At 60.1% G+C, this 12758-nt stretch carries 6 protein-coding genes; all 6 read right to left on the bottom strand.

The window, feature by feature from the left end:
• Nucleotides 1-6: 6 nt before the first annotated feature.
• The 6 genes from SCD_RS12015 to glgB all read right to left on the bottom strand — a co-directional run bounded on the left by SCD_RS12015 (nt 7) and on the right by glgB (nt 12639).
• Nucleotides 7-1230 carry a glucose-1-phosphate adenylyltransferase gene (locus SCD_RS12015; protein WP_009205433.1) on the bottom strand — a complete coding sequence of 408 codons (1224 nt, stop codon included), beginning with the start codon at nt 1228-1230 and terminating at the stop codon, nt 7-9.
• Nucleotides 1227-4487, bottom strand: a complete 3261-nt coding sequence (gene treS / locus SCD_RS12010) for a maltose alpha-D-glucosyltransferase (RefSeq protein WP_232504405.1) — start codon at nt 4485-4487, stop codon at nt 1227-1229. Before treS (SCD_RS12010) ends, SCD_RS12015 begins: the two co-directional genes overlap by 4 nt.
• 153 nt (nt 4488-4640) lie before the next feature.
• Nucleotides 4641-5261 (bottom strand): mechanosensitive ion channel family protein, encoded by a 621-nt coding sequence (locus tag SCD_RS12005; protein WP_198408654.1) that lies wholly within the window; start codon nt 5259-5261, stop codon nt 4641-4643.
• Between the two features lie 80 nt (nt 5262-5341).
• Nucleotides 5342-8683, bottom strand: coding sequence for a maltose alpha-D-glucosyltransferase (treS, locus tag SCD_RS12000; RefSeq protein ID WP_009205430.1), 3342 nt, complete (start codon nt 8681-8683; stop codon nt 5342-5344).
• Nucleotides 8684-8695: 12 nt separating this feature from the next.
• Nucleotides 8696-10684, bottom strand: a complete 1989-nt coding sequence (locus tag SCD_RS11995) for an alpha-1,4-glucan--maltose-1-phosphate maltosyltransferase (protein WP_009205429.1) — start codon at nt 10682-10684, stop codon at nt 8696-8698.
• On the bottom strand, nt 10681-12639 hold the full coding sequence (glgB, locus tag SCD_RS11990) for a 1,4-alpha-glucan branching protein GlgB (RefSeq protein ID WP_009205428.1): 1959 nt from the start codon (nt 12637-12639) through the stop codon (nt 10681-10683). The genes SCD_RS11995 and glgB overlap by 4 nt, the downstream gene beginning before the upstream one ends.
• Between the last annotated feature and the right edge of the window lie 119 nt (nt 12640-12758).

Raw genomic sequence — 12758 nt, 5'->3', positions numbered from 1 at the left:
GATATCCTAGATTTGGTAACGGGTTACGTCTGGTATGTCCAGACCCTTGGGAACCACCACCACACCACCCTCGCTGACGGTATAGCGGGCGCCGTCCGCCGCCGCATCAAAACCGATCCGGCTGTTCGGCGCGATGTCGTTATAACGGTCGACGATGACGCGCTTGAGACGCGAGCCGCGGCGGATGATACTGTAGTCCATGATCACGCAGTCCTCGATCTCGACATCCTCTTCCACAATCACCTCGCGGCGCAGGACGGAGTTGTGGATGCGCGCACCCTTCACCATGGAACCGGCGCCGATGGCGCTGTTAATGATCTCACCCGAGACGATGCGGGGCGCCGGCCCCTGGTAATTGCTGGAATTGACGAACCATTGCGGGTTGAAGAGATCGAATCGCGGATGCTCGCCCAGCACGTCCTGGTGTGCGGCATAAAATGCATCGATGGTGCCGACATCGCGCCAATAGGGCTGCTCCTCGTAGCTGGAGGTGCCGGGGATGCGATTGTCGGCGAAGTTGTAGGCAAACACCCGGTGGCTGTGGATCAGGCGCGGCAGAATATTGCCGCCAAAATCGTGCTCGCCTCTTTCCTTGGCTTCGTACAAAGCTTTCAGCAGGACATCGGTGTTGAACAGGTAATTGCCCATGGAGCCGTAGGCACGGCTTGGATCAGAGGGGATGGGCGGTGGATTTTTCGGCTTTTCCAGAAAACCCTTGATCTGGCCCTGTGCGTCGGCGTCGATGATGCCGAAGGCCGACGCTTCAGCCAGCGGCACGGGCAGCGCCGCTACCGACACATGGGCCGATTTCTGTTGGTGGAAGTCGATCATCTGCCGCACATCCATGCGATAGATGTGATCGGCGCCAAACACTGCGACCATGTCGGGCGCATGGTGCTTGATCAGATTGATGTTCTGAAACACGGCGTCGGACGTGCCTTGGAACCATTCCGGCCCTTCGCGCATCTGCGGCGGCACCACGGTGATGAACTGTCCGGGGCAGGAGTTGGCATATCCCCATGCCTTGTTTACGTGCTCGATCAGCGACTGTGACTTGTACTGCACCAGCAGGTAGACGCCGCGTATATTTGAATTCATCATGTTGCTGAGGACGAAATCGGCGATGCGGTAGCGGCTGCCGAAGGGCACGGCCGGCTTGGATCGTTCCGCCGTGAGGGGATGGAGTCGGGAACCCTGGCCTCCGGCCAGAACCATGGCGAGCACTTTCATGATATTTCTCCTTCTTTGTGGACTAGTGTTCTAAGCAGGCTGAAAAGCGGGATGGGCAGCCAGTCGGGCCGGTTGTCCATTTCGTAGCGCAACTCGTAGAGGGCTTTTTCGATGACGAAAAACTCGATCAGCCGCTCCGCCGCGCCGGGGGCTGCCGGCCAGGACGGGCAGCCCTGAATGGCATCGCGGTAGCCCTTGAGGAAGGCCTCGCTCGCCTCTTTCTCCCAGGCTTGCACCAGGGGGCCGAGACGGTGCCGGTCGGCGGGGCGCTCAGTGGTGGCGCGATTGGTCGCCATCGCCGAGACGTAGCTGAAGGAGCGCAGCATGCCGGCGACATCGCGCAGCGGTGAATGCTTCTGGCGCCGCTCATCCAGAGTCCGGGCCGGTTCTCCCTCGAAGTCGGTAATGATGAAGTCGTTTTCCACCAGCAGTACCTGCCCGAGGTGATAGTCGCCATGGTAGCGCATCTTGGCGGCGGAAATGCCCGCGAGGGCCTGCGGGGAAATTCGATCGAGCAGCGCGAGCCTCAGCGACAGCAGGCGGTCGCAGGCCGAGTGCAATTCGCCCGACAGGCCGTCGCGGCGATTCTCCAGTCCGTCGAACGTGGCGACAGCTTCTGCGTGTGCCCGGGTCGACCAGGCGGCGAGATCTTTCGGCGTGATCGGTTCGGGTTCGAAATCGGGGTCGCCGGTGGAATGGCAGAAAGCCCGGTGCAGTTCGGCGGTGCGGCGGCCGAGCACGTCCATCAGGGCGAGGCAGTAGCCGTGGGGGCTCTCTGTGGATTCAGTCGAATGGGGTGCTGGCTCGGCCAACTGCCCGGCCAGAAATCGTTCCAGGTAATCCACCGCGAAGTTCCAGCCCATGCCCTGGTTCTCAACATAGGCCTGGAGCAGCGCCAGCGTCATCGTCTGGCCATCGGCGCGGCGGAATTCCACCGCACCACCAACGGGCACGATGTGCGGGAAGGGCGATTTCTCGGTAAGGAAGCGACCGACTTCCACCTCCGGGTTGGTGCCGAGTTGCAGGCGACGGTAACATTTGAGGAAGAGCTTGTTGCCGAAATAGACCGCCGTGTTGCTCTGTTCCAGCGCCGGCTGGCGCACCGGCGCCTCGATCCCGTCAGCCAGTTCGCCAAACGCGCTGCCGGCGCGAAATTCGACTTGTCCCTTGCCTAGCGGGAGATCGATATTTTGACCTATGCCTTTAACCAGTTCGCGACAGAACCGGTCGTCGCCGAAGGCGCCGTAGAGCACGCCGATGTGTTCCTTTTGCCGCACCTTTGCCAGCGTCCATGGTGCCAGCGTCTGGAGTTTTTCTTCGCCAGCCTCTTCCTCCCAGCAGATAGCCAGGGGCAGGAAATAGTGCTGGGGTGGCAGGCCGGCGCAATACACCTCGATGATGGTGAGCAGCCAGCTGCCCTGAGCGGTGTTCCACTCACCCTGCTCCAGGATCTCGATGCGGTCGATGCGGCGGCCCTTGGCAGCGAACCAGCGCTTGTTGGCGATGTAGGGAGCCAGTACCTTGTGCTGAAGTTGTTCCTGGGTTGCGGCCGCGATGGCGCCGCGAACGGTGCCGGCCTGGCTTTTCGAGAAAGTGAGCCAGCCCTCGGTGAGCACCAGCACCGGCAACTCGGGACGTGCCAGGCGCTCCTCGTGCCAGTAGGGGACCTCGGCGTCGGTAGCGAGGCGGAACCCGTAGGTGCCGTAACCCTTGAGGGTCAGCAGATAGGGCAGGTCGCCGATGGGCGGAAAGGCGGTGCGCCCGAGCAATTCCACCGGCACCCGGCCCTTGAAGGCGGAGAGATCCAGTTCCACTGGCTGGGCGGTGCGCGAGAGATTCACCACGCACAGCAGGGTCTCGTTCTCCCACTCGCGCACATAGGCGAGGATCTTGCGGTTGCCGGGTTCCAGGAAGGTGATGCTGCCGCGGCCGAAGGCTTTGTAGTTCTTGCGCACGGCGATAAGGCGCTTGATCCAGTGCAGCAGAGAGGAAGGATTGCGCGCCTGGGCTTCGACGTTGATGGCCTCGTAACCGTAGATCGGGTCCATGTTGGGTGGCAGGTAGAGCCGCTGGGGGTCGGCCTTGGAAAAGCCGGCGTTGCGGTCCGGGCTCCACTGCATGGGCGTGCGCACGCCATTGCGGTCGCCAAGATAGATGTTGTCGCCCATGCCGATCTCGTCGCCGTAATAAAGGATGGGCGAGCCAGGCAGGGTCATGAGGAGAAAATTCACTAGCTCGATCTTGTCGGTGTTGTTTTCCATCAGCGGCGCCAGGCGGCGGCGAATGCCGACGTTGACGCGCATGCGCGGGTCAGCGGCGTACATCTGGTACATGTAGTCGCGCTCGCGCTTGGTGACCATCTCCAGGGTCAACTCATCGTGGTTGCGCAGGAAGATGGCCCACTGGCAGTTGGCGGGGATGTCCGGCGTCTGATGCATGATCTCGACAACGGGATGGCGGTCTTCCTGGGCTACGGCCATGAAAATGCGCGGCATGACCGGGAAATTGTAGGTCATGTGGCATTCGTCGCCGTTGCCGAAGTACTCGCGCACGTCCTCGGGCCACTGGTTGGCCTCGGCCAGCAGCATGCGGTTCTGGTAGTGGGCGTCGATGACCGCGCGCATCTGTTTGATTACGGCGTGGGTTTCGGGCAGGTTCTCGTTGCTGGTGCCCTCGCGTACGCACAGGTAGGGAATGGCGTCCAGGCGCAGGCCGTCGACGCCAAGGTCGAGCCAGAAGCGCATGATGCGGATCACCGCCTTCACCACCTCCGGGTTATTGTGGTTCAGATCGGGCTGGTGCGAGAAGAAACGATGCCAGTAGTAGGCGCCGGCCACTTCGTCCCAGGCCCAGTTGGATTTTTCTGAGTCGGTGAAGATGATGCGCGTCTCGGGAAACTTCTTGTCGGTGTCCGACCAGACGTAGAAGTCGCGTTTCTTTGACCCGGCCGGCGCGCGGCGCGCTGCCTGGAACCAGGGATGCTGGTCGGAGGTGTGGTTGATGACCAGTTCGGTGATGATTTTCAGGCCGCGCCGGTGAGCTTCGCGGATGAAGTTGCGAACGTCGGCACGGGTGCCGTAGTCCGGATGGACGTTGCGATAGTCGGAGATATCGTAGCCGTCGTCCTTGAATGGCGAAGGATAGAACGGCAGCAGCCATAAGGTGTTGATGCCGAGATCCTGGAGGTAGTCGAGTTTTTCGGTCAACCCCTGGAAATCGCCGATGCCGTCGCCATTGCTGTCGCAAAACGCCTTCACGTGCAGCTCGTAAATGATGGCGTCCTTGTACCAGAGGGGATCGTTTTCCCACTCTGGATCGTTCGCGGAAATGGCAGCGTGATTATTATTGTTGGTCTTGTTCATCGTGCTCTCTGTTTAAAAAAATCTCCCTCAGCGTTACGATGCTCGGACTCAGGGGGTGCGGTCGGAGCGGTCACGCGGGAACCAGCGTTCAAGGAGCGCTGCTGCATAATCTCGGCCGCCCAGGCCGAATGCCAGCGCACCAGCGAACACAAAGCCTGCCAGGATGATCAGGAAAGTTTGCTGGATCAGGCCACCGCTGATTTCCACATTATCCATCGCCAGCAACAAGACAAAAACCAGAACCGCGTAGCGCGCAACGCGCCCGAGCAGGTCACCGTCGCTAATGTCGGCGCCGCGACAATAGTTCTGAACGGACGTGCCGACAAAGCGTGCAAAATAGCTGCCGAAAACGATGATCAGCAACGCCACCAGGATTTTCGGTACGAACAGCAGTAACTTGCTGAGCAGGTCTGTCACCTGCATCAGTCCGAGACTGTTGAAGGCAATGATCAGGGACACAAGTAGCGCGGTCGCATAGACGATCCAGCCGACCAACTCGGTCGTGTCCTTTTCTGTGCCGCTCTGCTGCAGAAAGCCGTCGACCCCGGCGCGCTCGGTGAGAACGTTGAAGTTGAGCGCACGCAGCGCCTTGACGAGGCTGTAACGAAGCGCCTTGGCGATGAGCCAACCCACGAGAAGTACGCCCAGGGCGATCATCAATCGCGGCATAAAAGCGCCGATTTGATTCAAGAACGCGTGCACAGGTTCCAACAAGACGCTAATGTTATCCATAGTAGTTCTCCATCGGTTTATTCTGAAACACCGGCCAGTCCGGCAATTCCCGCTAATGGAACGCCGATCCAGTCAGGTCGGTTATCCATTTCGTAACGTAGTTCGTACAATGCCTTCTCCAGCTCAAACAGATCAAGAAGCTTTGCCGCCGCCTCAAATTCCGTGACACTGGCGTACAGTTCGCCCTCCACCGCGACTTGCCCGTAGATCTGGAGGAAGCCTTTGCGCATGCTTTGCTCCCAGAGTCGCGCAACGCGTGCCAGGCGGTCAGGATCGGATCCGACTGTGGCGCTTTGCTGCAAAGCGGCATGACGCGCGTAGTCGAACGAACGCAGCATGCCTGCGACGTCACGCAATGCACTGTGCTTGGCACGACGCTCTTCAAGCGTGCGCTGCGGCTCGCCCTCGAAATCGATGAGCAGAAAATCATCGAGGCAGATCAGCACCTGACCGAGATGCAGATCGCCATGCAGGCGCGTCTTCACTCCGGCGGGGGTCGAGAGCAAGTCCCGGTTGATGCGCGCTATGAGTGCGGGGGCCGCCTCAGCTACCTGCTCCGCCAATTCGGCCAGGGGTTTTTCCCAGGCCCCGTGACGTTGAGACAACAGTTCAAGCGTGCTGCGGCACTCATCCTCCACAGTGGCGATCCAGTTCTTGAGATCAACGGACTGGACCGGTTCGGGATCGAATGCCGGGTCTCCAGTGCGGCGAGCCAGTGCGATGTGCAGTTCAGCGATGCGGCGCGCCAGAACCTGCATGCGTTCGACCATCGGACCGATTTCGTCGTGTATTTCCTCGTCAATATTTCCGTACGATTCCAGCAGACGGGCCAGTTGGCCGACCGTATGACTCCACGCATCGCCCTGATTCGTTACCTGGGCCTGCAGTAGCGCCATGGTATAAATCGCACCGTTAGTAGCGTGGAATTCAATGCTCCCAGCGACCGGCACGCAGTGCTCGAAGCCGACGACATCAGTCAGGAATCGCCCCATCTCCAGTTCCGGGCTGATGCCGGCATGCAGGTGCCGGTAAGCTTTGAGAAACAACCGGTCACAGAGCAGGCTGATAGAGTTGCTGCTCGCGGTCAGGCGCTGCAGTGGTGTAGCGCCCTGTAGCGTGTCACCGACGATCTTGGCGAAAGCGTCACTGGGCAAGAATCTCAGTGTGCCGCCCTCAGCCTTCAGCTCGCGGCTCACGCCGATAGACGCGACCATGGTGCGGCAGAATTGTTCGTCGGCCATTGCATCGGTCAGCAAGCCGGTATTGGCCTGCTGACGCACCTTGGCGATGGCTACCGATGCCAGGACACGCTGAGATTGTTCGTCAGATTCCTCAAACACCAGGGCCAGTGGCACGAAATAGCGCGCAGGTTTGGCAGCCCCGTGGATGTCAATCAATGCCAGCAGCCATTGTGTATCTCCCGCCTGGAGCATGACGTGTTCAGCGATGGTGGCCTTTTCCAGAGGCTCGGTTTTGGCCGCGTACCAACGTTGACGCAGCAGGAAGCGCGGCAATATGTCACGCTCGAACTGGGTTTTCGTCTTTTCGGCCATGGCGATGCGCCAAGGCACGACACGGTTACGAAAGAAACTGTTCCATCCATCGAACAGCACCAGCACCGCCAGGTCTTCTACGGGTGTGCGGTCGAGATGCCAGCCAGGCGGTTCGGCATCGGTCGATAGCCGGAACCAGAAAAAGCCGTAGGCCATCAGGGTCAGAAAATAGGGATCTTTGCCGATGGGAGGGAATGCGCTTCGTCCCATCATTTCTACCGGAACGCGTCCCTCGTAAGCGCTGAGATCCAGCTCCACCGATTGGGCGACGCGACTGACGTTGCTGACGCAAAGGATGACTTCTCCCTCGTACTCACGCAAATACGCCAGAATCTTGCGATTGCCCGGATGCATCATGGTCACGCTGCCGCGCCCGAAGGCTTGGGTGGTGTTACGAACCGCCAGCAAGTGACGAGTCCAGGACAGCAATGATGAGGGTTCGCGCGACTGCGATTCGACATTGACGGCCTCAAAGCCATAGATCGGATCCTGTATCGGAGGCAGGTACAGGCGTTGCGGGTCGGCGCGCGAGAAGCCGCCATTGCGATCACTGCTCCACTGCATCGGGGTGCGCACGCCATCCCGGTCACCCAGAAAAATGTTGTCTCCCATGCCGATCTCGTCGCCGTAATACAGCACCGGGGTGCCCAGCATGGACAGCAGCAGGCCGTTCATCAGCTTGATGCGATCAGGATTGTTTTCGAGCAACGGAGCGAGACGACGGCGAATGCCGATATTGATCCGTGCGCGTGATTCCGCGGCATACATGCTGTACATGTAGTCGCGTTCCTTGTTGGTCACCATTTCCAGGGTCAATTCGTCGTGGTTGCGCAGGAATACCGCCCACTGGCAGTTCGGTGGAATGTCCGGTGTCTGGGCGAGGATCTCCACCACCGGATGGCGATCTTCCTGGGCGATGGCCATATACAGGCGCGGCATCAGGGGAAAGTGGTAGGCCATCTGGCATTCGTCACCGTCGCCGAAATACTCGTGCACGTCTTCGGGCCACATGTTGGCCTCGGCCAGCAACAGACGACCTGGATATTTCGCTTCCAGGCGGCGGCGGATCTCCCTGATGACATCGTGGGTCTCGCGCAGATTTTCGTTACTGGTGCCATCGCGCTCGATCAGGTAGGGGATCGCGTCGAGACGAAAGCCATCCACGCCCATTTCCAGCCAGAACTCCATGGTGTTCATTACCGCCTGAAGCACCTCCGGATTGTCAAAATTCAGGTCGGGCTGGTGGCTGAAAAAGCGGTGCCAGAAATACTGTTGTGCGACCTCGTCCCAAGTCCAGTTGGACTTCTCTGAGTCGGTAAAAATGATACGCGTGCCTGCATATTTATTCGGATCGTCGCTCCACACGTAGAAGTTGCGCTCGGGCGAATCTTTGGGTGCCTTGCGCGCAGCTTGAAACCAGGGATGCTGGTCGGAGGTGTGGTTGACCACCAGTTCGGTGATGACGCGCAGATTGCGCTGGTGCGCCTCAATGACAAACGCACGGAAGTCATCCAGCGTGCCGTAAGAGGGGTGTACGTTTTCATAATCGGATACGTCATAGCCGTCGTCGCGTTGCGGCGAAGGGTAAAACGGCAACAGCCAGATCGTATTGACGCCGAGCGACTGGACGTGGTCGAGCCGCTCGGTCAGGCCCTTGAAATCGCCTATGCCATCACCGTTGCCATCCGCATAGGCTTTGATGTGCAGTTCATAGATGACCGCATCCTTGTACCAGAGCGGGTCGTTCCCCCAATTTAATGCGACTGGGGGGGGTGTGTCGTGATTCTTGTTATTGGTCTTACTCATCGTGTCGCCTGTTTAAAGGAAATAGTCGAAGTCGCGTTCACTGCGCAGACGGCGGCGCAGGCGCAGGATGTGCACCGGCGAGGACTGCGGATCGAGACGGACGAAGTTGCGCGCCCCCTGCCACAGGAAGCGGGCACCGGAAAGCAGATCGTGTGCCTGGAAGGGCGCATCGTCGGGCACACCCAGCTCGGTCAGGGGTAACTCGATCCAGCCAGCCTGAACATTGTGCGGATCGAGGTTGGCGACCATGACCAGGGTATCGTCGCCGGCGGTCTTGCTGTAGCAGAGCATCAGGGGATTGTCGATCGCGTGGAAGCTCAGGCTCCAGTCCGACTGCAGGGCGGGGTTTTCACGGCGGACGCGATTGAGGCGAGTAATGTAATCACGCAGGCTATCCGGCCTCTGGAGATCGCGCTGGCGCAACTGAAATTTCTCGGAATCCAGGTATTCCTCGCCGCCCGGCTTGAGTGCCTCATGTTCCATCAGCTCGTAGGCCGGGCCGTAAATGCCGTAATTGGCACCCAGGGTTGCGGCCAGCGCCACCCGCAGCAGGAAGGCAGGCCGACCGCCGTACTGCAGGAATTCAGGCAGGATGTCCGGGGTATTGGGCCACAGGTTGGGGCGGAAATATTCGCGGGAGTGGTGGCGGGCAAGCTCGGTGAAGTACGCTGTCAGTTCCTGCTGTGTATTGCGCCAGGTGAAGTAGGTATAGGACTGGGTGAAGCCGAGTTTCGCCAGACGGTGCATGATCCTCGGCCGGGTGAAAGCCTCGGCGAGGAAGATGACTTCCGGGTGTTCGGTCTTGACGCCGCCGATCAGCCATTCCCAGAAGGGGAAGGGTTTTGTGTGCGGATTGTCGATGCGGAAGATGGTTACGCCCTCGCCGATCCAGTGGTCCACCACGCCTTTCAGTTCGTGCCACAGCGCATCGCTGTCCTCGCACTCGAAATCGAAGGGATAGATATCCTGGTACTTCTTGGGCGGATTTTCTGCGTACTGGATGCTGCCGTCCGGGCGGTGGCGGAACCACTCGGGATGCTCGGTCACGTAGGGGTGATCCGGCGCGCACTGGAAAGCGATGTCCATGGCGACTTCCAAGCCACGGGCACGGGCCTCGGTGACCAGGCGGCGGAAATCCGCCGCGCTGCCCAGTTCGGGGTGGATGTCGCGATGGCCGCCCTCGGCGGCGCCGATGGCCCAAGGGCTGCCGGGATCATTCGGGGCAGCCGTAAGGCTGTTGTTGGGGCCCTTGCGGAAAGTCCGGCCGATCGGGTGAATGGGCGGCAGGTAGAGCACGTCGAAGCCCATGTCGGCGATTTCCGGCAGCCGCGCGATGACATCGGCGAAAGTGCCGTGAGCACCGTTTTCGCCGCAGGAGCGGGGGAAAAGCTCGTACCAGGCTGAGAAGCGTGAGCGCACGGTATCGACCACCACTTCCAGCACGTGGTCGTATTCGCTGACGAACAACCGCTCGCCATGCGCGGCCATCAGAGCGGCCAGGCTTTCGCTTTGTGCCATGGCCTGACCGGCTTCGGGCGCGGCAGCGCCCAACTCGGCGGCGGCCTCCTTGAGGCGGCGACGATCATCACCCTCGGCGCGAGCCGCTGCGGCATCTACCAGCAAGGTGCCGATCCGCAGGGCGATGGCGATGTCGTCGGCCTCATTACGCCGGGAGAGGTCGTGGCGCCAGGTCAGGAAGCGATCCACCCAGGCGACGACGGTGTATTCGTGCCGGCCCAGGGCGGCGACATGGAAGCTGGCCTGCCAGCGGTCGTTGCCGCTGGCCGTCATGGGCACTTCTTCCCAGGCTTTGGTGCCGGCCGGTCGATGCAGCAGCAGGCAGCGCAATTGGTCATGACCATCGCCGAAGACATCCGCCTCGACCATCACTTCCTCGCCGACAACGCGCTTGATGGGGAAACGGCCTGCGTCGATTTCGGGGCTGACCCGCTCGATCATGGCGCGGGAGCGGCTGGCTTGGGGAAGGGTGGATTTCTTCATGCTGCTCCTCTATTTCCGGTTGCCTGTTTCAGATACACCACGCCCAGCGGCGGCAGGGCCAGCGAGAGGGAGTGATAGTGGCCTTGCGCCGCCACCGGCGAGGCCTCAACGCCGCCCAGATTGCCGACGCCACTGCCACCGTAGATTTCAGCGTCGCTGTTGAGGATTTCCTGCCAGTAGCCGCCGCGCGGCACGCCGACGATGTAGTTTTGTCGCGCCACCGGCGTGAAATTACAGACCACCAGCACGCTGTCTTCGGGATTGCGGCCATGGCGCAGGAAACTGATCACGCTTTCTTCCCAGTCGTGGAAGTCCACCCAGCTGAAACCATCACCCGAAAAGTCTTTCTCGTAGAGCGCTGGCTCGGATCTGTAGCAGCGGTTGAGGTCGCCCATCCAGCGTTGCAGGCCGGAATGCAGCGGGTATTGCAGGACATGCCATTCCAGGCTTTCTTCGTGTTGCCATTCTCGTTTCTGGCCGAACTCCCCGCCCATGAACAGCAACTTCTTGCCGGGATGGCCCCACATGTGGCCGTAGAGCAGGCGCAGGTTGGCGAATTGCTGCCATTCGTCGCCCGGCATCTTGCCGATCATCGATCCCTTGCCGTACACGACCTCGTCGTGCGACATCGGCAGGACGAAATTTTCGGTGAAGGCATACCAGATGCTGAAGGTGAGCTTTTCGTGGTGATACTTGCGGAACACCGGGTCCTGCTGGTAGTACTTCAGCGTGTCGTGCATCCAGCCCATGTTCCACTTCATGCCGAAGCCCAGGCCGCCCATGTAGGTTGGGCGCGATACCATCGGCCAGGCGGTGGATTCCTCGGCGATGGTGAGGGTGTCCGGGTGATCGCGATACACCGCCTCGTTGAGGCCGCGGAGGAATTGCATGGCCGCGAGGTTTTCGCGCCCGCCATGGGCATTGGGGATCCACTCACCCTCATTGCGTCCGTAATCGAGGTAAAGCATCGAGGCGACGCCGTCGACGCGGATACCATCGATATGGTACTTGTCGAGCCAGAACAGGGCGCTGGACATCAGGAAGGCGCTTACTTCGTTGCGGCCATAGTTGAAGATGGCGCTTTTCCATTCGGGATGGAAGCCCTGACGCGGATCGGCATGCTCGAACAGGTGGGTGCCGTCGAAATAGGAGAGGCCATGCTCGTCGCTGGGAAAGTGCGAGGGCACCCAGTCGAGTATCACGCCGATACCCGCCTGGTGCAGGTGGTCGATCAGGAACATCAAGTCCTGTGGCGTGCCCTGGCGCGAGGTCGGGGAAAAATAGCCGGTGGTCTGGTAACCCCAGGAGCCAAAAAACGGATGCTCGGTGACCGGCAGCAGTTCGACGTGAGTAAAGCCCGTTTCGCGCATATGATCCACCAGTAACGGCGCGATTTCCCGGTAGCTGAGGGAGCGATTATCCTCCTCGGGCACCCGTCGCCACGATCCCAGATGCACTTCGTAGATCGACATTGGCGCATCGAGCGCGTTGGCCGCCCGTCGCCGCGACATCCATTCCTCGTCATTCCAGGTATAAGTCATATCCCAGACACGAGAACCGGTGAGTGGCGGAACTTCACTGAACATAGCGTAAGGGTCGGCCTTGTCGACCTGATAGTTATGATCACGCGAAGTGATGTGATATTTGTAGCAATCTCCGCTGACCATGCCCGGCACAAAGCTTTCCCATATGCCGGAACCATCCGTTCGCGCGGCCAGAGGATGGGAAACCTTGTCCCAGCCATTGAAATCGCCAAAGACCGATACAGTCACGGCATTTGGCGCCCACACCGCGAAGTGCGTGCCATTTTGTCCATCTCTAGTAATGAGATGGGCTCCCAGTTTTTCGGAAAGACGGGCATGAGTTCCTTCCTTGAAAAGGAATACGTCGTGCTCGGTGAGCGAGCTGGAACTGACGTGCTGGCTGTTTTTATTCCGGGTAGCAATTTCTTCCATCTGAGAACCTCCTGGGTTGTGGTTTATGCCTGCTGGCGAATGTGTTGGCCGTAGCGGGCGAACGAAAGCAGGTGCTCCATGGCGGGTTGTTAGGTCATTCTTAATTGTAGTGCGAGAAA

This window comes from Sulfuricella denitrificans skB26 (genome assembly GCF_000297055.2).
GTDB lineage: Bacteria > Pseudomonadota > Gammaproteobacteria > Burkholderiales > Sulfuricellaceae > Sulfuricella > Sulfuricella denitrificans.
The sequence above is the reverse complement of the archived record's forward strand: the minus strand, read 5'-3'. Positions and strand labels throughout refer to the sequence as shown.

Bases quoted from the DNA above. Each gene is read 5' to 3' on its own strand.
- SCD_RS12015 (WP_009205433.1), bottom strand. From the start codon at position 1,230: ATGAAAGTGCTCGCCATGGTTCTGGCCGGAGGCCAGGGTTCCCGACTC.
- SCD_RS12005 (WP_198408654.1), bottom strand. From the start codon at position 5,261: ATGCCGCGATTGATGATCGCCCTGGGCGTACTTCTCGTGGGTTGGCTC.
- treS (WP_009205430.1), bottom strand. From the start codon at position 8,683: ATGAGTAAGACCAATAACAAGAATCACGACACACCCCCCCCAGTCGCA.
- SCD_RS11995 (WP_009205429.1), bottom strand. From the start codon at position 10,684: ATGAAGAAATCCACCCTTCCCCAAGCCAGCCGCTCCCGCGCCATGATC.
- glgB (WP_009205428.1), bottom strand. From the start codon at position 12,639: ATGGAAGAAATTGCTACCCGGAATAAAAACAGCCAGCACGTCAGTTCC.